This window comes from Undibacterium sp. Ji49W (genome assembly GCF_049340205.1).
Classification (GTDB): Bacteria; Pseudomonadota; Gammaproteobacteria; order Burkholderiales; family Burkholderiaceae_D; genus Undibacterium.
This window is the reverse complement of sequence record NZ_JBMPOW010000017.1, coordinates 1-22466: the sequence shown is the minus strand read 5'-3', so window position 1 is coordinate 22466 and position 22466 is coordinate 1. Positions and strand designations below refer to the sequence as shown.

Annotated in this window: 23 protein-coding genes; 6 read left to right on the top strand and 17 right to left on the bottom strand. The window is 51.1% G+C overall.

What is annotated here, in order from left to right; all coding sequences use genetic code 11:
- A complete protein-coding gene (locus ACO0LK_RS19870) occupies window positions 1–432 on the bottom strand; it encodes a 6-pyruvoyl trahydropterin synthase family protein (protein WP_422978090.1) in 432 nt (143 codons plus the stop codon).
- Complete coding sequence (gene zigA, locus ACO0LK_RS19865; RefSeq protein WP_422978088.1) at window positions 425–1708, bottom strand: zinc metallochaperone GTPase ZigA; 1284 nt, start codon at window positions 1706–1708, stop codon at window positions 425–427. The genes ACO0LK_RS19870 and zigA overlap by 8 nt, the downstream gene beginning before the upstream one ends.
- A 615-nt stretch (window positions 1709–2323) precedes the next feature.
- On the opposite strand from zigA, the gene ACO0LK_RS19860 reads away from it, so the two are divergent.
- Window positions 2324–2683 (top strand): nucleotide pyrophosphohydrolase, encoded by a 360-nt coding sequence (locus ACO0LK_RS19860; protein WP_422978322.1) that lies wholly within the window; start codon window positions 2324–2326, stop codon window positions 2681–2683.
- Window positions 2684–2760: 77 nt separating this feature from the next.
- Here the strand turns inward: ACO0LK_RS19860 and ACO0LK_RS19855 are convergent, their stop codons facing one another.
- The 10 genes from ACO0LK_RS19855 to ACO0LK_RS19810 all read right to left on the bottom strand — a co-directional run bounded on the left by ACO0LK_RS19855 (window position 2761) and on the right by ACO0LK_RS19810 (window position 13683).
- Window positions 2761–3957: an MFS transporter gene (locus ACO0LK_RS19855; RefSeq protein WP_422978086.1), complete on the bottom strand. Its 1197-nt coding sequence runs from the start codon at window positions 3955–3957 to the stop codon at window positions 2761–2763.
- 168 nt (window positions 3958–4125) lie between these two features.
- The gene (locus ACO0LK_RS19850) at window positions 4126–4575 is read right to left on the bottom strand and encodes a hypothetical protein (RefSeq protein ID WP_186948582.1); all 450 of its coding nucleotides are present in this window, start codon (window positions 4573–4575) and stop codon (window positions 4126–4128) included.
- Between the two features lie 224 nt (window positions 4576–4799).
- Entirely contained in the window at window positions 4800–5495 is a 696-nt protein-coding gene (locus tag ACO0LK_RS19845; protein WP_422978084.1) for a hypothetical protein, read from the bottom strand.
- Window positions 5496–5804: 309 nt separating this feature from the next.
- Entirely contained in the window at window positions 5805–6305 is a 501-nt protein-coding gene (locus ACO0LK_RS19840; protein ID WP_422978082.1) for an EVE domain-containing protein, read from the bottom strand.
- 2 nt (window positions 6306–6307) lie between these two features.
- The gene (locus tag ACO0LK_RS19835) at window positions 6308–6670 is read right to left on the bottom strand and encodes a VOC family protein (protein ID WP_422978080.1); all 363 of its coding nucleotides are present in this window, start codon (window positions 6668–6670) and stop codon (window positions 6308–6310) included.
- 260 nt (window positions 6671–6930) lie between these two features.
- Entirely contained in the window at window positions 6931–8943 is a 2013-nt protein-coding gene (locus tag ACO0LK_RS19830; RefSeq protein ID WP_422978078.1) for a hypothetical protein, read from the bottom strand.
- A 70-nt stretch (window positions 8944–9013) separates the two neighbouring features.
- Window positions 9014–10207, bottom strand: a complete 1194-nt coding sequence (locus tag ACO0LK_RS19825; protein WP_422978076.1) for an FAD-dependent oxidoreductase — start codon at window positions 10205–10207, stop codon at window positions 9014–9016.
- 58 nt (window positions 10208–10265) lie between these two features.
- Window positions 10266–11102: a heme-binding protein gene (locus tag ACO0LK_RS19820; RefSeq protein WP_422978074.1), complete on the bottom strand. Its 837-nt coding sequence runs from the start codon at window positions 11100–11102 to the stop codon at window positions 10266–10268.
- Window positions 11103–11505: 403 nt separating this feature from the next.
- Window positions 11506–12777: an MFS transporter gene (locus ACO0LK_RS19815; protein ID WP_422978072.1), complete on the bottom strand. Its 1272-nt coding sequence runs from the start codon at window positions 12775–12777 to the stop codon at window positions 11506–11508.
- A gap of 204 nt (window positions 12778–12981) precedes the next feature.
- Window positions 12982–13683: a hypothetical protein gene (locus tag ACO0LK_RS19810; RefSeq protein ID WP_422978070.1), complete on the bottom strand. Its 702-nt coding sequence runs from the start codon at window positions 13681–13683 to the stop codon at window positions 12982–12984.
- A 253-nt stretch (window positions 13684–13936) separates the two neighbouring features.
- Between ACO0LK_RS19810 and ACO0LK_RS19805 the strand changes: the two genes are divergently transcribed.
- Window positions 13937–14539, top strand: coding sequence for an outer membrane beta-barrel protein (locus ACO0LK_RS19805; RefSeq protein ID WP_422978068.1), 603 nt, complete (start codon window positions 13937–13939; stop codon window positions 14537–14539).
- A 46-nt stretch (window positions 14540–14585) separates the two neighbouring features.
- Here ACO0LK_RS19805 and ACO0LK_RS19800 read toward each other — a convergent pair whose 3' ends face one another.
- From ACO0LK_RS19800 to ACO0LK_RS19780, 5 genes are all read right to left on the bottom strand, one after another.
- Window positions 14586–14936: a TfoX/Sxy family protein gene (locus ACO0LK_RS19800; RefSeq protein WP_422978066.1), complete on the bottom strand. Its 351-nt coding sequence runs from the start codon at window positions 14934–14936 to the stop codon at window positions 14586–14588.
- 52 nt (window positions 14937–14988) lie between these two features.
- Complete coding sequence (locus ACO0LK_RS19795; protein ID WP_422978320.1) at window positions 14989–15462, bottom strand: hypothetical protein; 474 nt, start codon at window positions 15460–15462, stop codon at window positions 14989–14991.
- 314 nt (window positions 15463–15776) lie between these two features.
- Entirely contained in the window at window positions 15777–16256 is a 480-nt protein-coding gene (locus ACO0LK_RS19790) for a DUF4124 domain-containing protein (protein WP_422978064.1), read from the bottom strand.
- Window positions 16257–16366: 110 nt separating this feature from the next.
- Window positions 16367–17239, bottom strand: a complete 873-nt coding sequence (locus ACO0LK_RS19785) for a DMT family transporter (RefSeq protein WP_422978062.1) — start codon at window positions 17237–17239, stop codon at window positions 16367–16369.
- Window positions 17240–17258: 19 nt separating this feature from the next.
- Window positions 17259–18056, bottom strand: coding sequence for a putative hydro-lyase (locus ACO0LK_RS19780; RefSeq protein WP_422978060.1), 798 nt, complete (start codon window positions 18054–18056; stop codon window positions 17259–17261).
- 151 nt (window positions 18057–18207) lie between these two features.
- On the opposite strand from ACO0LK_RS19780, the gene ACO0LK_RS19775 reads away from it, so the two are divergent.
- The 4 genes from ACO0LK_RS19775 (at window position 18208) to ACO0LK_RS19760 (ending at window position 22247) form a co-directional block, all read left to right on the top strand.
- Complete coding sequence (locus tag ACO0LK_RS19775) at window positions 18208–19125, top strand: LysR family transcriptional regulator (protein WP_422978058.1); 918 nt, start codon at window positions 18208–18210, stop codon at window positions 19123–19125.
- Window positions 19126–19427: 302 nt separating this feature from the next.
- Window positions 19428–20528 (top strand): serine hydrolase domain-containing protein, encoded by a 1101-nt coding sequence (locus ACO0LK_RS19770; RefSeq protein WP_422978056.1) that lies wholly within the window; start codon window positions 19428–19430, stop codon window positions 20526–20528.
- Between the two features lie 70 nt (window positions 20529–20598).
- On the top strand, window positions 20599–21378 hold the full coding sequence (locus ACO0LK_RS19765) for a hypothetical protein (protein WP_422978054.1): 780 nt from the start codon (window positions 20599–20601) through the stop codon (window positions 21376–21378).
- Window positions 21379–21695: 317 nt separating this feature from the next.
- Window positions 21696–22247 carry a DUF4399 domain-containing protein gene (locus tag ACO0LK_RS19760; protein WP_422978052.1) on the top strand — a complete coding sequence of 184 codons (552 nt, stop codon included), beginning with the start codon at window positions 21696–21698 and terminating at the stop codon, window positions 22245–22247.
- The last annotated feature ends 219 nt before the right edge of the window (window positions 22248–22466 follow it).

Here is a 22466-nt window from a genome sequence, read left to right as displayed (position 1 = left end):
TCATGGATTGATAGTTGCTGTAACTGCGGTCTGGTTTGGCGTGTTACTGCATGTCAGACTGCAGGCGTCGCCTGTCATGCCGCGTTCAACGCTGACCTTCACCAGCGCCGGCAAATTTGTCTGCAATTGTCGCCAGATATAGGTGCACAGGTTTTCCAGCGTTGCCGGGCCCAGCCCGGCAACTTCATCGAGAAACTGGTGATCGAGTTGTTGACGCAGGTTCTGCATATGTCTGTCCAGCACTGCCAGGTCGAGCAGCATGCTGCTGTCTGACGCAAGCTGACCTTGCAAATGTACGCTGGCGCGATAGGTGTGACCATGGATGCGCTGGCTGCTGTCCCCATGCAGGGGGCGCTGCAAGGTATGCGCAGCTTCAAAAACAAAGCTTCTGGACAGGGTATGCAGCATTGCGCCAGGCTGAACATCAGGCATGAATCAAGACCTCATGCTGTTTGCTGATATTTGTGTCTTCGCCATTACTGTCCTCATCAACATTACCATCGTCGTCGCTATGTAACCAGGATGGAAATGGATCGGCATAGCTGGCCCACAGCACCGGTCCTTCTGCCATTTCGGCTGTCGTCAACAGACAGGCATCCAGTGTTGCCTCTATGCTTGCCTGATCCATCTCCATGCCGATGAAAACCAGTTCCTGACGGCGGTCGCCATATGGTTCTATCGATTTGTTGAGAATGTGCTGTTGATAATCGGGATCTTGCGGCCATTCGGACTGACTGATGGCAGACCACCATAATCCGGCTTCGTGATGACGGCAGATGCCACCGGCTTGCGACCATTCACCTGCGATATCCATGCGTGTGGCCAGCCAGAAATAACCCTTGGAACGCACTACGCCCTTGAAGCCCTGATGAATGCAAGACCAGAAACGTTGCGGATGAAAAGGTCTGCGGGCGCGATAGGCAAAGCTGCGTATGCCGTACTCTTCACTTTCCGGCACATGTTCGCCGCGCAGTTCTTTCAGCCAGCCTGGTGCTGCCGAGGCTTGTTCAAAATTGAAACGACCCGTATGCAGGATGCGTTCCAGCGGGACCTTGGAAAAACTGGCCGGTACAATGTCGGCACGCGGATTCAATGCCTGCAACATGATGCTGAGTCTGGCGTAATCATCAGCACTGACCATGTCCGCCTTGTTGAGAACAATCACGTCACAGAATTCGATCTGTTCTATCAGCAAGTCGACGACGGTACGTTCATCATCTTCGCCCATGGAACTGCCACGCTGGTTCAGGCTGTCGCCCGACGCGTAGTCACGCAAGAAATTATAGGCATCCACGACCGTGACCATAGTATCCAGGCGGGCAATATCGGACAGGCTGCGGCCTTCTTCATCACGGAAAGTAAAGGTCTCTGCCACCGGCATGGGTTCGGATATGCCGGTCGACTCTATCAACAGATAATCAAAGCGATTTTCACTGGCCAGGCGCTGGATTTCTATCAGCAAATCTTCACGCAGGGTGCAGCAGATGCAGCCATTGCTCATCTCTACCAATTTTTCATCGGCACGTGACAACTCGGCACCACCCTGGCGCACCAGGTCGGCATCGATATTCACTTCAGACATGTCATTGACAATGACAGCGACCCGCTTGCCTTCGCGGTTGTTGAGTATGTGATTAAGCAGGGTAGTCTTACCTGCACCCAGAAAACCTGATAGCACGGTTACTGGCAATAAGGGGTTCTGTGGCATGGCATCATGTCCTGTTTGTATAGACCAGTCTTGGGTCCATGATTAAATGCAACTTTGTTGCATTATTGAATTAAAAAAACAGGCATTATCGTGACGCGAAACTGTCTGTAGTTACAGACAGCTTATTGCATGGGCGATAAGCCGCTGGTGGTGCTTGTGTTGACGAGTCAGGCAGTCCATCTGCATATCAGCATGCCATTGGTAAAGATCGATGACTAAGCAGCGATGTCCGTCACGATATTAGTCACGATATCCGTCACCACATCCGCCACCATATCTGGCAGCTAGATACAGACGACTTTTCAGTCCAAAACGAAAATCTATTTGCAACACAATTGCATTTTCTTATAATAATGCAGTCTCTTTTTAAATGCAACATTGTTGCAATTAAAAATAAAAGATTTCTTTTTGGGCTGATGCCATGGCGCGAAAAAGTGTAATGAGTCAGAGTCAGCAGAAACTGGCGGCAATGCTGGATGGGGTACGTGATGGCTGCATGGTGGCTAGATGGTAGTTAGATGCGGATGATGATGCATAATGCTGGTCAGCACAGATCAGCATTTGCCTGGAAAAATCATGTCCTTACCAACGACCACTACAGTTACGCCTCAAGATATGCCAACAGATGCCAGCCTGATTGTCAGGGACAAGCTTAGGCAATTTGTGGCTGAGCGTGACTGGGGGCAATTTCACACACCCAAAAACCTGGCCAGCGCATTGACGGTTGAGGCCGCAGAGTTGCTGGAAAATTTTCAGTGGCTGCCTACCGGCAAACCGGAAGAGTTGAATGAACAGGCCAGAACCGCCATCCGTCATGAGATGGCAGATGTGATGAATTATCTCATCATGCTGGCGGATACCCTGGATGTGGATTTGTTTGCCGCCTGCCAGGAAAAAATTGCCCTGAATGCCTTGAAGTATCCTGCACCTCTGGTCAAAGGGGATGCCAGGAAATATACACAATACAAGAGGTGATAAAAAACTGGGTAGGAAAACCCCAGGCGTAGGAAAACCTGGGGTAGGAAAAAACCTGGGGCAGGTGAAATCCTGAATTACCTTGTCTTCAATGCCGCCAGATAAAACGCCAGCGAAGCAATCGAAAATAGCAGCAGACAGGCAAAAATGACATCAGGTGAAGAGGCGTGCTGCACCAGGCTGGCAATGATCAGCGGGCCAGCGGCTTTTGAAAACAGCGCCGGACCGGACATCGCGCCAGAAATCGCACCGTAGTTTCTTGTACCGAACAGGGCTTGCGGGATGGTGCCGCGTACGATGGTCAGTATGCCATTGCTCAAGCCATAAAAAACACAGAATAGCGCGATTGCCCAGGCGTGCGTGCCAAATAATATCAGCGTCAACAGCGCAGCCGGCAAGGCGGCGAAGGTGAATTTGCCCACAGTTTGCGGCAGGACATTTCTTGCCAGCGTCATCTCACCTATGCGGCCTGCGACCTGCATCGGGCCTATCAGGGCTGCCATGAATACTGCCAGCGTAACCGGGTGACCCACCTGGCCCAGTAATGGAATCAGGTGTACCGACAGCGCAGAAAAAACGAAGCTGTTTGCAGAAAAAGCAAATGCCAGTTTCCAGAAAGTAGGATTACGCAAGGCTTCTTGCAGACTGTGACTGCGCTGGGTATCTGGTGCTGTTTTTGCTTTTGCTATCTCTACGTGAGGTACAGCTCTTTTCTTTTGCAACAGCAAATGCAGAGGCAGACATACCAGAAGCTGGGCAATACCATAAGCCAGATAGGTGTCGCGCCAACCGATCATGCTGTTCAGTTTTTGTGTCAGCGGCCAGAACACGGTACTGGCAAAGCCACCGAACAAGGTCAGGGTAGAAATCGCCTGCCGGCTGTGGATGGTGAAATGATGGGTGATGGTGGCAAAAGCCGCTTCATACAGCGTCATCGCCATGGCCAGACCCAGTATGCTCCAGGCCAGAAAATAAATCGGCAGTGTGTGTGCGCTGCTCAGCAGTATCAGGCCCAGGCCACAAGTGGCCGAACCCATACCCATGACCAGCCTGCCACCATGGCGGTCCAGCAGCATGCCGGAATAGGTGGCGATCATCCCCGCCACCAGCAGGCTCCAGGAAAATGCACCAAATACCAGTTCGGCCCGCCAGCCCATTTCTTTTTGAATTTCTGGTGCCAGGATGGCGATGGCGTAATACAGTGATCCCCACGACAGAATTTGTGTGACAGCCAGAATGGCGATGGTTTGCAAGGCGTGGGGAGTGTGTTTCATCGTCAAAATAAGGTGGATTGGATTGATCGCGCAGATTTTCCTGAGTGCGTTGCCAGATCAATATGCCCGGCATTCATTGCTGCGAATGAATTATGCCGGGTGTGCATTTCGTTTTGTTTGTTCTGTTTTGTTTTGTTGCGTTTTATGACGGGCCCTGATGGCCTGTCATCAGGTCGCAGGTTTATCAGGAGCAGTCTCATCCGGCCTTTTGCTGCTGCCTTCCAGCTTATAGAAGAGCAGGGCCATGCCGGGGGCGAAAATCAGCCACAGGAAAACTGTCCACATCTGTGACTGTTTTTCACCCGAAGTTGGCAAGGCGAGATAAGCCTTGTTGACATCGGTTTTGGATACCATGACGCGTATGGGGGTGCCGGGTACCAGCTCATTTGGTTTCAGGCCCGTCATTCTCAACACATGATGTGCTTCGCAACGACTACAGATGGGGGAAATGGTATCGGCTGTTCTTTCGACGCCATTGACGATGTAAGAAAAGGTGATCTGTATCAGTTGCTTGTTAAAACCACCGGTCACGACATAGCCTGGATTATCGTCAACACCATGCACCATCAAAACGACCGTACCATCAATCTGCTCAAACTCAGTGTCTGGTATGCGCATGACATTAAGCTGTTGTAAATTGCTGATGCCAAGATAAATGGAAATGATGGCAAAAATTACAGTGAGTGTTCGGACTATCATCTGATGTGTTCTATGAGTATTAAGCAAGTTGCAAGCCTAGCTTGCAACACAAGCTGAACAGGAATTTTAACCTTGACGGGCGATAAGTGGTGATAAGTGTCGATAAATTGCACGACCACGATCCGTGCGGATGACGTGCTTCTCTATTTGGAGGCAGGTTTTTCCGGGGATGCCGCGGGAATTTTTTTCCTGATCTGCAAATTTTGTCCCAGGCTTTCAAAATTGCTCGCTGTCTGCAAATGCTTCAGGCTGATTTTTTCCCAGTCTGAAGCCGCAGTACATTTGTGATTGTCTGCTTTTGCATTCATGGAAAAACTGGCGTTCTTGTCTTTGCCCAGCATGATCAGGCGACAGTAGGTACTGTCCTTGGCAGTTTCCAGCACATAGGGATGTTGTTCATCGTCATAAAAGGCAATGTTTGCCGGTGTTGGCAAGTCTTCCCACTCATTGGCTGGCATGTTGAAAGTCTGCATCAGTTTACCGTTCAGGCTCAGGCGTTTGACGATGCGTTTCTTGTCTGAACTGACATCCGTGCAGTCTATGAAGCTGACATTGACTGGTGCATTGATGGCCGTTGAGGACGTGCAGACATCAATGCCACGGCTATCGTGTTCAGTCATGATCCTGGCGTGCGTATCGGCAGACATGGCCTTGGCAAAGCTGACTGACCGGGCAAGCACAATGGTTTTATCGTCGATGATACTGACTTCGTCATAGTCCAGGTCTTTCCAGACAGGAAAAGAAACCAGCCACCATTTTTCTTGCTGGCGGATTGAATAGCTCACTGACGACTTGCTGTTGCCATTGGCAGCGCCCGTCGCTTTGTCTGCCTCGTGCATTTTCAACCAGGGTAGCAATGTGACAGTCTTGCCGCCCCTGGTTTGCTCACAGCCAGTTAAACCTGGCAATGCAGCAAGTACAGACAATAGCAGGCCCGTGTGCAACAGGCCCCTGCACAGGAATGCAAAATGGAATGGATGTTTTTGAAATGCCTGCAAGCCAGTCTTTCTATGGAAACTGCATTGAAACTACAAAAACGCAGAAAACACAGATGTTGCCACAACTACTGGTCAACACGGCTATATTCCATGGCAATGGGCACAAAAACGACTATGTGCCCAGTTTGGCTGCATTCTACAGACAAGCAGCTAAGGCAAATACAGGCTGAGCTGGCCTGTAGTACTTAACCCGGCCTTCAGCATATCCACATGCGCATTCATAGCCACTTCCATGTTTACCTGCATGGCGGCAGCAATGATGTCCATATCGTGGCTGCTGATTTCAATGATGCCAAAGCGGAACTGGTAAGCCCAGTTGCGCACGCCGGCAGAAAATTCCATTCTGTCCAGTAACGGGTGGATAGCTGCCACCTGCGACGGCAGCCACAAGACATCACGACGGTAAGGCTGAAATCCTTCCCCCATGTCCACTTGGTAAGTTGAGCGTTGCTGGATGATGCCCAGCGCGGTAAACGCCTGTAGTTTGATCTTGCTGCCAAACACCTGGCTGGGGGAGTAATACACTACTCTGTCGCCAGCCTGTAGGCGACGCAAAGGAGCAGCCTTGCCATGGCATACCTGCATGAAGCCATCGCGCTGACCACCTTGCACGTGGTCAGCCGAGGCAACTGCGATCCAGTTGCGTGCCATGATCAGCCCGGGGTAAAAACGCGCAGGCGGTGACCGTCTGCATCCAGTGCCACGAAGGTGTAGCCAAAATCCAGCGCACATGGGGTTTGTACAATGGTCAGGCCGCGTGCTGCCCACTGTGCATGGGTGGCATCAACGGTAGCCTTGTCAGCGACGCTGAAAGCCAGTTCGCTGCCGCCAACGGCGGTGGCTGCCGGTTCAACTGTGGCAGCTGACCACAAGCCCAGCATGACGCCGGAAGTGAGTTTGAACAGGGCAAAGGTGTCCGAGTTTTCTATCGGCGTCAAACCCAGCAATTCGCTGTAAAAAGCGGCGCTGGCTTGTGGACTGGAGACATACAAAAGAATATAGCCGGGATTAAACATGAAATGACACTCCTGATAATTAATATTGGACATGGGGTAAATACCTTGAGCCATGTGCTCAAGGCCTGGCCATGGTATGCCCGGCTAGTGTCAGTTTCTGTCAGTAGTGTTTTGCAGGACGAAGGCGGTGAAAACGATACGGGCACCAGAATCCGGTGCCCGCATTGTGTTTGTGAATGCATGTTGGAAATGCGCGGTGGAAATGCGCGGTGGAGATGCATTAGGGACCGCTAGCCGGGCCCGTCAATTTGAGAACCTGCTTATTTGCCCGAGCAGATAAAGGGATAATGGGTGTTGTCTATCAGCGGTATGACACCGAAGAAATCATTCAATACCGATTCTGCCGTGCAGTAAGCGCCTTCTACCCAGGCCTGGTCATTTGAATAGGCTTCACCGACGATGAAGATATTGGTATCCGCTCCCGGTATCAGTTGTGAAGGCTTGCGGATTTTTTGCTGTACGTCGCCAATATCATAATGCGCAGCCCAGGCATGATAGCCTGCATTGAATGGCGGCAGTGACCAGTCTATATAGGCGGCGTCTAGCGGTTCTGGCACGGCAGTAAAATCAGCATTCGGGCCGAAATGAATATTTGCTAACTGCTTGCGCACCATCTTCAGCATGCGTGGCGGCAGCTTGCGCGGACCTTTCAGTGGTTCGGTGTTTTCAGATATGGGTATATGCCTTTGCTCATCTGGTCCCAGTTCCAGTTCTTGCCAGAAGGTGGTGAACATTTCATCGTCATAGGCGGCCAGCAGGCCGTACACCGGTTCAGTCGTCTTGTCGGTGGCATTGTTGCCAAAATAGACTACCATGCGCACCGGATTATCCGTGACGCTGGGGCCTATGGTATTGCGTGTTGAGGCTGCCAGTAGTTGTTCTTCCTGTGGCACGGTCAGGCGCTCCTGCAGACGCTGCTCGACTACTTTCAACAGACTTTCGGCGCTGGAATATGGCGTGTTCATGATCTCTGCCTGAGCATCCACTGCCGGTTTGGCAATTTTCAGCAAATACCTTTCAGGGAATTGCTGTTTTTCCAGCGTCAGCAAGACATCCTTGGTGACTTCATAGCTGGTCAGTTGTGGTGCATAGCTGGCCTGGGTCAGCCACCACGGGTCTTTGAAAAACATGCCTATCTTGTACGAAGGCTGCATGATGGATGCTTCCATGTACAACTGTACTTTCTGCGCGTTCAATACATCCAGCCCGGCGTGGCTTTCATAGCGTGTCGCCTGTGCCACCAGTTCCAGTGCATAGCGCGGCATGGCCAGCCAGGCGGCATCGGTGGTGCCACTGGCAGATTTCTTGTTCGGGTTATCGCGGTTGGCGATGTTGTAGTGGATGACATGATCGATGTCGAGTATGGAATGCAGGCGGCGGTTGGGTTGGTAATCAAAAATCACACCCTTGTCTTTTGCCAGTTGTTTGACGGTTTCGAACAGGGTCTTGAACATGCCCGAATAACCGGTCGTCAGGGTTTTGTACTGGTTGCCGGGTGTGAATTCATTATTGGCCTGGAAAGCCACTGCGGCATTCCAGTTGATCACATTCGATGTGTAACCGTTGCCGTCGGCAGCATAGTTATAGCCTTCAGAACCCAGTTGGTCAAACATCAGGTTCCAGTATCCGATATCCTTGAGTTTGTCACCTTTCTGGAAGATGGATGATTCCGGCAATTCAGCCGTGATTTTGCCATGCTGGTAAAAGTGATCCCATTCACGCCGGGTTTGTGGCCCTATGGTCGCGGTGACGGCCAGGTCTTCAACCACAGTAAACCCCTGATTCGGGGACAGACTGGCAAGATAGTTGTTGGCGTTATAGGGTGCGGGGTTACGCGAAGTCACATCTTGCAGGTAGAAATTTTCGCTGCGCAGGTAATACAGGGGATTGTCAGATTCATTGAAGGGAACTGAATACTGATCCAGCCCCAGCTTGGCAATCACGGTTGTCACCAGTCTGTGGCCCGGTGCCTTGCCATTATTTGCATCCTTGGCTTTACTATTCCATTCCGAATAGCGCATGCCACCCAGTTCCACATACGATTTGCCGGGGTCATCCTGATAATGCCAGGTACAGACGCGGGCACCCGGCGCGCGGCTGCCGTGGTCTTCTTTGCTGAAATCGTACTTGCCCCAGTCAAACAGTTCAAGCTTGTCACCTTTGACCAGCAGCTTGTGATGTTCATGTTCCCTGGTTTGTCCGCTTAACAGACGCCAGGCAGTGTACAGGCCAGCTGCGCCGGCCCCGAAGATGGAATAGGTTTTGGTTGTCATGATGTCGTGTCGCCGTTGTTGTTGAGTCGATGAGTGCTATCGTGAATGCTTGCTTGGCTGCTCATTCCCATTATTTCAATTGCGTAAAATATTTGTAGCCGGTTGAAAAATGCGAGATGTCAAATGGCGTGTGGCCATCCAGGGCCAGGTCTGCCAGTATTTTTCCCAGCAGTGGTACAAATTTGCCTGCCCAACCTGTGGCATAAATGACGATGTCCTTGTGTGCGGGCACATAGGCCGGGGCGAAATCGATCAGCAATTCCTTGTTGGGGATTTTGCTCAATGCCACCAGACAGGTGGAGGTGTAATGCGGTACCGGGTCCAGGCCCGACATATGGTTTTTAACCCACTCTGCCGTGTAGGCCAGCTCTTGCGGATTGGGCACCAGGCTGCGTTGTCCTGGAGAGTCTAGCGGTGTGATCACGAAATCAGATGCAACCCGTACATAACCAGGATAATTCCAGCTGACTTCAGGGAAACCATAAAACTGGTTGCCATTGCTGCCCACAGGATTTTGAAACACGAACCAGGTCGGGTATTGAACCTGCGGTGAAGTCTTTTTATAAAATGCTGATGCCATATTCCAGTAAGTGGCAGCAACCTGAAACTTGAGCAATTTGAAAACAGCATCGGCATACGGCCCCGGAACCAACACCAGTTTTTTTGCCGTGAAATTACCCAATGGCGTAGTCACTTCAAACTGATCATAGCGATGTTCTATTTTTGTGACTGGCGCTTCTTCCTTCAATGTCACCAGGCTGGATTTGCGATTCCAGTTGTACAGGGTTTGCTGGGTCGCCTTCAGGTCTATGCTGGCACCCTGGGGCTGGAACAGGCCTGTGTAGGTGGATGGCAGATCCTTGAAATGGTATTGACTTTCAAGCTCGCGAGCGCTGACGGTGGTGTAAGGGACATTCTGTGCTTTCAGGGCAGTTTCTGCCTGTTTGATATTGCCCTCGGTGGAATGTACATCTGGGTCACCAAACCACAAGGTACCGACTTCATCCATCAGTGGTGCCGGTGTCAGGCTTTGCAATTCATCCCAAAAAGGGATGGATTGTTTGACCAGCTTGACCATGTATTCATCAGGGTAAGGAATGCGGAACTGTCTTGAAACCCCGGCAGAACTACCCAGTTGATTGATGAAGGTGAATTGTTCAAGCACCAGGGTAGTGACCTTGCGCTTGCTTAAGTGCCAGGCGGTTGACAGACCCATGGGGCCACCACCGATGACGATCACATCGAAGTGTTTGTCACTGTTCATAGCATGTCCTCTCTGTGTTCAATGTGGGCTGCCAGCACCGCTTTTCTGCATCAAGGCATCATGTCCTGATCAATGTGCCGACGGAGATATGCGGCCAGTCTATATCCAGGAAATTCAGTATCACCGTTTGCGTGTATTGCAGTTGCAGGAAATGGCTGCCATCCAGGCGTTGTACCGTTTCTATCCAGAAAATCGCCTCCATCTTGGTGGCATTCGCATTGATGGTCACGAAGGGGATATTCACAATTCCGCCTACCGGTATCGAGGCGACTGACAGCACTGTATTGCTGATGATGTTCTGGCCCTGTATGGCATCCACCAGTGCCTGGTTCATGTTGACGATGTATTCCTTTTTCATGCCGGGTGGCAGTTTCGTCAACGTGTACGGATCAAGATAGCCCAGCATCTTGTGCGCCAGGCCCGGTCCGGTGGGCTTGGCGCTGACCGGTGCAATTTGCGGGCCGCCTTTGGCACCAAAGCCTGTGCCCTGCGCCAGCAGAGAGTCACCATGCGGTATGGTCGATTGCCGGACTATGCTGGGTTTGCCCGGTGGCGCTGTGGTTGCCGGTACGTTCAGCCAGATGCCGGGTTCGATATGGATGCCTTCCATCGTTTGCGCATCATTGACCTGTTGCAGGTAAGTCAGACCAAAGATGTTGATGTCATTCTGGGCCGAGCCACGATTGGGTACCGCACCACCGATGGCATTGAACTGTATTCTTTCCGTCGTCGTATTCAGGATCAGGCGAAAATCCTGCCCATTTTGCTTGTCGGGTACGGCAATCAGGTTAAAGCCGCGACCAGACCAGCTTCCTTCCAGTTCAGACAAAAATCCCAGCGGTGACGTGGCCTGATGGCTGGGAGCTGCGGCGCGCAAGGGTGAATTGGCATTCATTGATGACATCCTTTTGAGGTTTTACTGCGTGAGAAAATCCGGATTTGTCCTGAAGAGTAAATACAAAAGCCTTAAGCAAGCTGATTCAGGCGACACAGGTTTTCCAGTATGCAACGATCTGAATTTGATTGCTTAAAATATAATTTAATTATTCAATAGTATAGTAAAAAAATTAACTTGTGAAGCGGGATTTTACGCAATTCCATGATTGGCGTTAGCAAAATAACTGACCATTTTTGACACACACCGCATACAACAAAGGAATGCGGCAGTGACGTGACAGGAAATGACTGCTACAACCCAGGCAGGTGGCTGTGCAGTATTTTTGCCGGAGCGGAAGCGGAAGAGTGAGGGAGATGGCAGAGGGGAGAGGGCAGACTCGGAAGAAGCCTGCCCGGCCGCTTTAATTCGCGTTTTGAGGTTGCTGCCCCGCGCTGTGATAGAGCGAAGGGATTTTATTCTTGCTGAGTATCATCATGCCCATGCTGGCTGCTGCCAGCAGGGCCCAGTTCAATCCAGGCAGGTGCAGGGTCTGGGCCAGATCAAACAGTATGCCGCCTGCCATGCTGCCGACCATGGTGCCCATGCTTTGATAGAACATTTGCTGCGACATCAGCCGGCCGGTATCAGTTGCCGATTTGTTGGCGAAACGGGCGATCAGCACGTCCAGCGAAGGCCCATAAAATACCTGGCCGAAGGACAACAAAATCGCTGATGCGACGACTGCCGCTGCACTGTGGGTAAATACGACCATCAGTGCAAAACTCAAAAACAGGCAGGTATACCCTATCTTTAAAAAACGGAAATGGTCACGCGTACGCACTGCACGACTGGAGATGGGGATCTGGAAGAAAATGATCACCAGTGCCGCCAGCCAGAAGGGCGTGGATACCGGGATCTCGGGTGTGAACTTGGGGATGTGCAGGCTGAAGCCTATCATGGGCTGTACCGCAAAACACCAGAACACGGCATTTGACAAATGAAACATCAGCGGTAGCTGCGAAGGGGCAACGTTTGCGCTGTCCGCGTTGTCTGTATTTGCCGACGAGCTTGAGCTTACCTCAATGCTGTTTTGTTGTTCCAGTGCAACGCTGTGTGCCTCATGGTCGCTGATGGCGCGCATGGCTACCAGCATGAACAGGCCGTAGACAATGAAAGTGATCAGCACGATCAGGAACACCAGTTTCAATTGCTCATGCGGCACCCAACTGGCCGTCAGATAGCCGCCCACCAGGCCCATGCGTATGGCAAATGCCAGCTTGCTGAACAGGGTGGCCTGATCGAGTTCTTTCAGCTTCAGCAGATAATTTTTTAAACCGGGAAAGGACAGGCCGCTGCCCAGACCCGCCAGCAAGGCAAACAGTGCCAGTGCCCAGGCCTGTTGCAAATACGCCATGCAGTACAGGGCAATGCCTTCCAGCAGAATATTGCCTGATACCGCCAGCGGATGCGCTGCCAGACGGGGAAAACGGCTACCCGCATAAGAACCCAGCACACGTCCGAGGTTCAGCCCGAATAAAATCGATGCAGCCCAGAAGCCGGAAAACGCCTTGCCAGTTTCAGAGACAATGATAGGTGTATACAAGGCAACGCCGCCAGAGGCAATCGCCACACCAACATAAATCAGATAGGAATTAAAAGCGGGATTGAATTTCTTGTTTTGCATAGTGATCATGAGCGACCAGGGCGCTGTCATCACCTGAAAACAGCGAATAACCGGGGTCTGCCAGTGAGGATGACATCGGCTACACGCCAAAGTTCACAAAATTGAATATCTTTGTGAATTCAGGCAAGACGAGGGTGCATCGTGGAAGTCCTTGATTGTACGCTTAATTGATGTGGGCTGTTGCCGCATCGAAAGAATAAATGCCAGACAAAGTTAAAAATGTCCAAGATAGAGCCAGGTCCAGCCTGCCAGCAAAGCCAGGCTCAGCACAAACAAACCGCCGGCACCATTGGGGCGCAAGACCCCAAAATAGCCCAGGGCAACGGTTGCCACGCCTTTTTTTGCCCGTTTCATGCCGCGCCAGCGCTGTATCACTTTCAGGCCGGACAACACAAAGGTAAAGGTGGCACAGGACAACAGCGAAACCCGGAATACATTGAGCAGATTGACTTCGCCCAGTGATACCTTTTTATAAATGAGGCCAATCATCGCCATGATGAGTGCCGCACCAATGGAGATGGCGACATTCGCATACATGGTCTTGCGGCTGGTGATGGCGGCATCTTCCAGTTCACATTTGAGCATGTCGACTTTTTCGTTGATGAGGGTCGAAGTTTCATGCTTGATGGCGATGATGCGCTGATCTATTGCGGCACCTATCTGTGCGGTGGAATAATCAATGAGCGACTTGATGTCTTCCTTGGTCATGCTGCGCTGGTTATGTATTTCGTCTGACAGCAGGGCGATATTCCTGTCCACCTGTTCACCCGCCTGACGGATGACATCTGACAATTCCTTGCTGACCTGGCCGATGGAACGATCAACCAGCGGCGCTACCCGTTCATCTATGACGCGGTTAAGACTGTTTTCAAAATGCTCGGAAGCGTTTTTTAATTTCAGTGGGTCAAATGCCATTCTTTCTCCGGTGCTTGATGTCGTGAGGCTGTCTGCAATGTCTGACAGGACGATACCTACGAGATCGAAATACAGTACTTGTCAAAATTAATTTCAGTATTGTTATTTCTTTCTATACGCTTGCCTTTACTGTCATTCGTTGCTCGACTGCCTACTGCGACAGAATTTTTGCAAGACCCGTTGCTGAACTGGGGCGTGCTTGATTTGACAGAGCTTACGCAAAATCATTTATCTACAAAGGCTTATCATGCTGATGAAAAAATTATCCCTTGCCGTAGTGGTCATTGCTACGCTGACCGCACATACTTTTGCTTCTGCCCAGGCTTATACCGGTGCGACGATTGGTCGTAGCGATCAGTCATTGAGCTGCAGCTCCGCCACTACATGTGACACCAAGTCGAATAATTTCAAGGTCTTTGGTGGCTATAATATTGACAAGAATTTTGCAGTGGAACTGGCCTATTTTTCTTTGGGTTCTGCAAATTATTCTTATCCCGCTTCGATTAGTCCTTATGGGAATGTCGCTGCACCTGGAGCGATGTTTAACTCCAAAGTCAAACAAAGCGGCGTTAGCCTGGCCGCCATCTACAAACTGGAATTTAATGAGACCTTTGGTGGCTTTGCCAAACTGGGCATAGCCAATGTCAAAGAGGAGCAGTCGTTTTCCGTTCCCGGCATTGCAATCGGTGATTCTTCGTTCCGTTCAAACAAGGCCTTGTTTGGTGTGGGGCTGACGTATAAGTTAAGCCCGGACTGGACCTTACGGGCAGAGGCTGAAAAATTGAATCCCGGTACCTTCTCTGGTAAAGGCAGGGCTGCAACCAATTTCAATATAGGCGCGCAATACAATTTCTAATCGCACAGACAGGTTGTCATTGCCAATGAAAAAGCAAAACCTGTAATCAGGTTTTGCTTTTTGTCTTTTTGGGTTTCTTGACAGGCACAGGCAACGCAGAGATCGTTATTGTGGCCAGTGCTGTCAAACGGTCTCTGTCATCAAGAATATCGCTGTCTATCAAAAACCAGAGTTTGGCCTGGGGATAAGGCGGTGCTTCGCTCAAGGCACTGGATGCTTCGAGCAGGTTACGACCCTCGACCGTTGGTTTGATAAATAACTGGTCATCACAAATCAGGGCAAACATTTTCTCGCCGGAATATACGGCATATTCACCAAACATTTTCTTGGTAAGAATGCCTTCACAAGTGCTTAGTTGATCAAGTATGAACTCTACAAAACTTGCCTGCGATGCCATTCTTTTTATCTCCAATTCTTACCAGCCCTGAGTCCCGTTTTAAAACTATAATTTATTCCGGCTTGCGAAACTCATCTGCTATCCAGGCCCTGGCATTTTGCTGGTTCAATTTGTAGTTCGGTGCGACCCTGACTTTGGCCAGTTCCACATTATTGGCATCCTGGGCACTGAGCCAGGCGTAGGGATCATCTTCATCCGGTACGATATCAAGCATGATTTTAAAATCAGCTTCGACTGTCGCCACCATCAAGCTCTTGTGCAGTTGCGCATGCAATTGCTGTTCATGCCGGCGTATGACTTCAGATGCGGTTTTTACCAGGGTGCCAAAGGCATTGGCATCCAGCGGCTTCGGATTTTTCTTGTCCCGGCCCATGGTCCAGGGGCCGACCAGGGCTGGTTCTGGTTCACCATCCTTGATCATGGCGACGGCCCAGCCCTCATCGTCGTCATTTTTAATGACGCGGGCGGTCCAGCCTTTGTCACGCCACAGGCGGGCTTCACGAATGATTTGCTGTTCATCGGGCATGGCATCATGCGCTTGCTGGTTGTCGGTATCGCTAGGCAAAAGAAATTCTCGCTAATGTAATAAATCAGGCTGCATCCTACACCTTATGCAGACATGTTGTCTGGAAGCGTATCTGAAGGGGCATGTTGAGAGGGCGGGCTGGGGAGATGCAGCTTGTACAGTCTCTGCGCAATAACATGAAACACGACAGCTGACGCAGCAAGCACGCCATGTCAGACCGCGATTATTTGCGGCCATCCGGGCGAGCCAGCATATGCAATGAAGTATCTGGCGTAATAGGTGTATGACGGACTTGCCAACTCTGTCATTGAATTTTAGTGACAAAACAGGCTGATGTCCCGTTCCGCTATCATGCGGTCATTGTCGTCCGCTTTGGTACCGGATGAAATGGTCCGGTGATAGGCGCGGCCTTCCTTGATGGCCGGCAGCAGACGTCGCGCCTCAGCACAACGGGTGGCATCCGTTTCTACCTGATTGCCGGTGTTGGCCTTGGAGCCAGGATTGATGCTGGGTCTGGTGTTGTCGTGCTTGCGTTCGGCCTGGCGTTGCCTGAATGCCTGTTCCTGCTCTTGCCAGCTTTGTGCTGATCCTGTGCCTGCCTGGGTGCTGACTTTTACTTCTTCGGTTTTGGCATTGCCAGCATCCTGCTTGTTTTCAGAATAGTGAGTGTGTCCGCTGGCATCTTTCCATTTATAAATTTCTGCCTGTGCCAGAGGGGCCAGCATGGCCATTACGGCAGTCATTATGCCAAGCTTGCGGGCCAGGCTAAAAGCAGAGCGAGAAGATGTTTGCATTCGGGTTTATGGTGTCAGCGAGTCAGTCATGCCATTGTATCAATGGCGCAGGCACATTGTACTAGCTCTTATGAATAATCCAGCAAATGAAGTGTCTTCTCGTTAATACTCTACCGCGTACTGGCTGTAGTTCTCAACGATAAAAACAGTCCGCCTGATATCAGCAGGGCACCAGCCAGCAGGGACAGGCTCATGGCTTCCCCCAGCACCACAATCGCCAGCGACACGCCAACCAATGGCATGAGTGCCGTGAACATGGATGCCTTGGCCCCCATCTGCTTTACCGCAAGATTGAACAGCAATACGGATACCACACTAACCAGCAAGCCCTGATATCCTGCCTGCACCGCGATGGCACCCAGGTCTTTGTCAAACAGCGTGCCTCCTTCAAATAGAAAGTACAAGGGCACGTAAAGCAGGGCACCGACCTGTATCACACTGACTACCGACAGTGGGTCGGTATTCCAGCGTCGCATCAGGACCGTGTAAAACGACCACATCAGTGCTGCCAGCATGAACAGCAAATCACCACGCCAGGCATCTGTATACACCTGGGCTGGTGCCTGCAACACACTGCCGATTTTAACCACCAGCACACCCAGCACCAGCAGGCCAAGTCCGAATAGCGGGATGCGATCCTGCCTGCCCAGCATCAGCCTGGCCAGTATCGAAGTGAACAAAGGCGTGAACGCCGGATAGATGAGCGAACTATGGGATGCCGGTGCCCAGTGCAAGCCACCAACCAGTACCATGTTGTACAAGGGCCCGGCCAGCAATAGCAGCACTAGCGCCCGGGGCCAGCCTATGCCACCCGCATTCCAGACACCACGCCGTAAAAACAGCGGTAACATGATCAGGCCACTGACGGTAAAACGCAATAAGGTCAAGTCCAGTATCGTCAGCGATGCACGATAACCAAACGTGGCCACCACCGGCTGCGCGCCCCAGATAATGGCCACCACCAGGCCATACAGTATGCCCATGCGATTTGCTCCGGGCTGGTTAAAAAATGGAGTAGTCAGAGTTGCGCAAATCGGTCAGCAACATATGACCGGGGGCATGGGTAATACAAAGAGCAGGCCTGGCTTTTGCCAGTGCAGCCTGTGGCGTCACGCCACAAGCCCAGAACACCGGCAATTCATCAGGCTGCACGTCCACCGCGTCACCATAATCCGGTTGCGTCAGATCCTTGATACCTATCAATGCCGGGTCTCCGATATGCACAGGCGAACCGTGTACACCCGGGAAGCGCGACGTGATCTGTATTGCCCGTATCGCATCCGCAGCCTTCATCGGGCGCATGCTTACGACCAGTGGCCCGTGGAAATTGCCTGCCGGGGTGGTTGGTATCGTTGTGCGGTACATGGGTACATTGCGGCTTTGTTCTATGTGGCGAATGGCGATACCATTTTCTATTAATGAATGTTCAAACGTGAATGAGCAGCCGATGGCAAACGTCACAAGGTCGTCACGCCAGATATCCATGACGTCATTCGGTTCCGCAACCAGTTCGCCATGATGGAAGACACGGTAACGCGGTACATCGGTGCGGATATCAAGATCAACGCCCAGGGCAGTGACATGTGGGTCTCCTGCTTCAGAAATGGCAATCAAAGGGCAGGGCTTGGGATTGTTTTGGCAAAAGCGATGAAAGTCGCTTGCGTCTGACGCAGGCAAAATCACCAGATTGACTTGCACAAAGCCCGGTGCCATACCCGATGTTTCCTTGTTCCATTCGCCACGGCGTATGGCCTGGCGCAATTGGGTAGGTGATTGAGAATCAAGAGAAGATGAGGGCATGTACTGCTCCAAAGAATATGAATGGTAGGAATGATAAGAATGGTAGTAGGGGCCAGCAGGGAATGATGACCGCAAGTGCAGCCAGTATAAAATGCAGTCTTGATAGAAGATAATTGAAACTATTCTCAATAGTTGATAAGATTTATCTATCATGCGACCATCATTGCAGCAACTTGAAACCTTTTACTGGATAGCCCGGCTGGGTGGTTTTCATGCTGCCGCCAGACACCTGCACCTGACACAGCCGACTATCAGCGCCAGAATCCAGGAACTGGAAGACATCCTTGGCCTCAAGCTGTTTGAGCGTGGCGGTCACCGTGCCGTCATCACCCCGGTCGGGCGCGATGTGCTGGTGCAGGCAGAAAAAATGCTGCGTCTGTCTGACGACCTGGAACAAATCAGCAAACGGCGCAACCCCATGCGCGGCCTGCTGCGTCTAGGCGCAAACGAATCTACTGCCATGTCCGGCCTGATTGAATTGCTGGGGCGGCTAAAAGCGCAATACCCTGATGTGCGCATAGAGCTGACCATTGATGTGGGTGCCAGCCTCAGCCGCAAATTGAATGCGCGCGAACTCGACATCGCCATCCTCAGTGACCCCGTCTCTGCACCGCATGTCGTTGATGTTGCGATAGGGCATGTGGACCTGGCATGGGTGGCATCCACCCAAACCGTGCTGAACGAGCAAGCACTTCATCCCTCAGGCATGGCCGCGTTGCCGGTTGTCGCCATGCCTTCAACAACGACGATCTGCAATGTCGTGATGGAATGGTTCAGGCTGGCAGGTCATGAGCCAGAAAATCTCAGTATCTGTAATTCCATGGCCATGATGATCAAGCTGGTCGCCGCAGGCCATGCCATCGCTGTCTTGCCACGCGCCGTGGTCGATGCAGAAATCAAGAGCGGGATTATCCGTGTGCTGACAGTAAAGCCACCACTCAATCCCTTGATGTACTACGTTTCGTACTTACGCCAGGAGCCCGGCCTGGCTGATGGCACGCTCGTCACCATGACGCGTGAAGTATTGCAGCAAAGCGGACTGCTGCTGCCATTGACAGCAGCACGTTAAGGTCGTCAACACCTTTTAATATCGCCAGGAGCTGCAATACAAAGGGGTGGTTTTGCCTAAGCCCTGATGCATTTGGTTCCTCAAAATTTCAGTTTCAATCCCTTAAATTGCGCTTCCGTCTCAATCTGGCCACTTGCAAGACAGGTATTGCCTATATTGCGCCATGTGCATGCAAGAGGCTGCACCGGCGAAGGGAATCGTGGACTGTCACAGTCCACTAGTTTGCCTTTGCACAGTTTTCCAGTGACCTCTCCAGGAGCAGGTCCGGGTTTCTCAATCCTGAATCAGAAAGCACATTGAACATGAAAAATACTTACCGCCTTCTCCCCGTAAAATTACTGATGGCAACGCTGGCATTGGGGGCAATTCAGGCACATGCAGCGACATCCATGTCAGACGCAGATATCATGAACATCCTCAAACAGCGCATTGATACCGACAAGAAAGGCGTAGGCATGGTGGTCGGCATTGTCGATGAAAAAGGCAGCAGAGTAATCAGCTATGGCTATGCCAACCTGGCAGAGCGCCGCCCGGTTGATGCTGATACCCTGTTTGAAATTGGCTCCATCACCAGCGCATTTACTGGCGTGGCCATGATGAATATGGCGGAAAAAGGTGAAATCAGATTAAAAGATCCACTCGCAAGCTATCTGCCAGCTAGTGTCAGGGTACCCTACTACGACGAGAAGAAAATCACAATTGCTGACTTGTCTTCCCACCGCTCGGGATTGCCTGCCGTGCCCGGCAATTCCACCCAGAGTGGTAGCGATAATCCCTATGCAGGTTTTACTGCAAGCAAGGCGTATGAATTTTTGTCCAGCTACGACATGAAATACGATGTTGGTAGCCGTTTCGTCTATTCAAGTTTTGGTAATGGCTTGCTGGGTCTGGCACTCAGCCAGCGTGCCGGTACAGACTATGACACTCTGATCAAGAATCGCGTCACCACACCTCTGGGCATGACAGCCACTGGCGTCAATCTCAACGCAGACATGCAAAAACGCATGGCAACGGCTTATAGCGGCAAAGCGCAATTTACCACCGTACCAGCTTGGAACTTTACTTCATTCGAAGGTGCAGGCGGCTTGCACTCATCTGCCAATGACATGCTCAAATTCCTTGCTGCCAACATGGACCAGACCAAGACAGCCCTAAATGGCACCATGCATAAACTGCAGTTGCCGTTCGAGTCAGGCAACCGCCTTTTGCTTGTATGGGGTGGCTATAATAATAAATTCGACAGTTCCATCCTGGGCCTGGAAGGCAGGACAGGTGGCTACAGCAGCTATATTGCCTTCGATAAAAAAGCTGGCAAGGGTGTCGTGATACTGTCGAATTCCGATACCAGCGTCAGCGATATCGGCAACAAGATCATCAATAGCGATTTTCCGCTGGCGCAGTAAGATCGTAAACTGGTTCTAAGTGAATGGCTGCGGGTGCATGCGCCCGCATTTTTGTTTAGTGGATACATGCATGGTATCAGTACAGCAAGCATTGCATAAAAGTAGCCCTGTCCGGATAGGGCCTCTGATTGCCATTCTGGTGCTGCATATCCTGTTGTTCCTGGTTTTATCGCGTAGCAATGTCCTTCAAACAGACAAAGATATACCAGGAACGGCAGTAGCCTTTTTGGTACCTGCGACGACGCCTGCAAATCCATTGATACAAAAAACTGAGTATGAAAGACCAGTGCATCAAAAGCTTGCACTTGCTTCCCAAAAAAAATCTGTGCGATCACCCAAGGCGATTGCGAGTCCAGCATCCATCGAGAAATTGCCCGCGCCTGTTGCAATAGCAAAATCAATTACCGATATAAGCGCAGGCGTCGAAGCGGATGCGCCCAACAAAACCACAATCAATCTTGCCCAACTTCGCTCACAGGTCGCATCACTAGCCAGGGAGCTGTCACAAAGTGACGCCACTGAATCTGGTAATACAGGTATTCTTGGCAATTATTACGGTAGTTACAACGGTGCCGATACAGGTACGTTTTATATCCATGTTGATCACATCGGCAACATCTTTGGTTCAGCCGATTCCAGCACCGCCCATAGCAGTTTCACGATAACCGGTAAAGTATCGACCAACGGTGTCGTACAAATGACAGGGAAGGGGCTAGCAGGTTCAGCCAGTTTTGATGGAAAAATCAATCTCAAGACAGGTGGCGTGTCCGGTCACTGGAATTTGACCGGTTTTGGAAAAGGGCAGTTCGCCGGTCAACGCGCCAAAGCTGGCGGTGGCAGAGCGTATTGATGGGCGGATGCAATAATCTGGAGTACTCGAATTAGTCGAAGGTACTTTCGTCACTCAAGCATTTCACCGGGATCACGCAATATCGATCATAGCCAATGTCAATGGCCAGGATTGACATAATCAATTTCGCCGCAGAGGCAGGCCATGATTTAATAGCGGGCCTGATCGCTATAGGGTAGTGTTTATACGGTAATTTCATAGGGTAATTAAAGGCAATACCCGTGCATGCATCAGGCAACTTGAAGAAAAGAAAAGAACTGCCACGACTGTTTTACCTGTACATTGACTTGAACTATTACCATAGCAGAGACAACATCATGAAATTTCAATTCAAAAAACCTCATGCACCCCGTATCAGCTACCTGGCAGCACTGTTATTGACTCTGCCTTGCCTGACCTATTCAGCCAGTAACACCAAGCCCGTCGCTATCGTCAATACACCAGACTCCACCATTTGTAGCAGCAGTGCGATAGAACGCACCCTGCCTTTTCCTGTGGGTGACAAGACACTGTATTTTCTCAACCTGCGTGATGGTGACAAAGTACATTCGCCATTCAGGGCCGTGTTTTCCGTCTCTGGCATGGGTGTCGCACCGGTGGAAGCAGGCAAGATTGATGGTACCGGCCATCATCACATCCTGATTGATCTTGACCTGCCACAAGACATCAAAAAAGCCATTCCTTTTGACCGCGCTGAAGAATACCAGCACCAGCATTACAAACACTTTGGCAAAGGCGAAACCGAAACCGTCCTTAACCTGCCGCCCGGCAAACACAAGCTACGCCTGATGTTCGCCAACCATCAGCACGTGCCTTACTACATCGCCAGCAAGGAAATCACGATTGAAGTCTTGCCGAGTAAGGGGTAGGCTCAACTTAAGATGTGCGTGTCGCCCCGTAGGGTGCGCCACGCGCACCATTTTCCACCCTGTCACTCCGATTCATCGAGACGGTGCGCGGGGCGCATACATGGACGCCCCCCATTTGCAAGAGCATTTTCAAATTAAACCTGACGTAGTCGATTGCAGCCATACATTCGGTCTTTATTGCAGCCGCTTGATGACTGCTGACGCATGATGAAATACGCT

What these genes read in the sequence shown, in the direction of transcription:
- ACO0LK_RS19790 (WP_422978064.1), bottom strand. Translation starts at nt 16,256, where the DNA reads ATGCAAACATCTTCTCGCTCTGCTTTTAGCCTGGCCCGCAAGCTTGGC.
- ACO0LK_RS19830 (WP_422978078.1), bottom strand. Translation starts at nt 8,943, where the DNA reads ATGACAACCAAAACCTATTCCATCTTCGGGGCCGGCGCAGCTGGCCTG.
- ACO0LK_RS19870 (WP_422978090.1), bottom strand. Translation starts at nt 432, where the DNA reads ATGCCTGATGTTCAGCCTGGCGCAATGCTGCATACCCTGTCCAGAAGC.
- ACO0LK_RS19835 (WP_422978080.1), bottom strand. Translation starts at nt 6,670, where the DNA reads ATGTTTAATCCCGGCTATATTCTTTTGTATGTCTCCAGTCCACAAGCC.
- ACO0LK_RS19780 (WP_422978060.1), bottom strand. Translation starts at nt 18,056, where the DNA reads ATGCCCTCATCTTCTCTTGATTCTCAATCACCTACCCAATTGCGCCAG.
- ACO0LK_RS19765 (WP_422978054.1), top strand. Translation starts at nt 20,599, where the DNA reads ATGGTATCAGTACAGCAAGCATTGCATAAAAGTAGCCCTGTCCGGATA.
- ACO0LK_RS19845 (WP_422978084.1), bottom strand. Translation starts at nt 5,495, where the DNA reads ATGCACGAGGCAGACAAAGCGACGGGCGCTGCCAATGGCAACAGCAAG.
- ACO0LK_RS19795 (WP_422978320.1), bottom strand. Translation starts at nt 15,462, where the DNA reads ATGCCCGATGAACAGCAAATCATTCGTGAAGCCCGCCTGTGGCGTGAC.
- ACO0LK_RS19770 (WP_422978056.1), top strand. Translation starts at nt 19,428, where the DNA reads ATGAAAAATACTTACCGCCTTCTCCCCGTAAAATTACTGATGGCAACG.
- ACO0LK_RS19820 (WP_422978074.1), bottom strand. Translation starts at nt 11,102, where the DNA reads ATGAATGCCAATTCACCCTTGCGCGCCGCAGCTCCCAGCCATCAGGCC.
- ACO0LK_RS19775 (WP_422978058.1), top strand. Translation starts at nt 18,208, where the DNA reads ATGCGACCATCATTGCAGCAACTTGAAACCTTTTACTGGATAGCCCGG.
- ACO0LK_RS19825 (WP_422978076.1), bottom strand. Translation starts at nt 10,207, where the DNA reads ATGAACAGTGACAAACACTTCGATGTGATCGTCATCGGTGGTGGCCCC.
- ACO0LK_RS19815 (WP_422978072.1), bottom strand. Translation starts at nt 12,777, where the DNA reads ATGATCACTATGCAAAACAAGAAATTCAATCCCGCTTTTAATTCCTAT.
- ACO0LK_RS19860 (WP_422978322.1), top strand. Translation starts at nt 2,324, where the DNA reads ATGCCAACAGATGCCAGCCTGATTGTCAGGGACAAGCTTAGGCAATTT.
- ACO0LK_RS19855 (WP_422978086.1), bottom strand. Translation starts at nt 3,957, where the DNA reads ATGAAACACACTCCCCACGCCTTGCAAACCATCGCCATTCTGGCTGTC.
- ACO0LK_RS19805 (WP_422978068.1), top strand. Translation starts at nt 13,937, where the DNA reads ATGAAAAAATTATCCCTTGCCGTAGTGGTCATTGCTACGCTGACCGCA.
- zigA (WP_422978088.1), bottom strand. Translation starts at nt 1,708, where the DNA reads ATGCCACAGAACCCCTTATTGCCAGTAACCGTGCTATCAGGTTTTCTG.
- ACO0LK_RS19800 (WP_422978066.1), bottom strand. Translation starts at nt 14,936, where the DNA reads ATGGCATCGCAGGCAAGTTTTGTAGAGTTCATACTTGATCAACTAAGC.
- ACO0LK_RS19840 (WP_422978082.1), bottom strand. Translation starts at nt 6,305, where the DNA reads ATGGCACGCAACTGGATCGCAGTTGCCTCGGCTGACCACGTGCAAGGT.
- ACO0LK_RS19850 (WP_186948582.1), bottom strand. Translation starts at nt 4,575, where the DNA reads ATGCGCATACCAGACACTGAGTTTGAGCAGATTGATGGTACGGTCGTT.
- ACO0LK_RS19785 (WP_422978062.1), bottom strand. Translation starts at nt 17,239, where the DNA reads ATGGGCATACTGTATGGCCTGGTGGTGGCCATTATCTGGGGCGCGCAG.
- ACO0LK_RS19810 (WP_422978070.1), bottom strand. Translation starts at nt 13,683, where the DNA reads ATGGCATTTGACCCACTGAAATTAAAAAACGCTTCCGAGCATTTTGAA.
- ACO0LK_RS19760 (WP_422978052.1), top strand. Translation starts at nt 21,696, where the DNA reads ATGAAATTTCAATTCAAAAAACCTCATGCACCCCGTATCAGCTACCTG.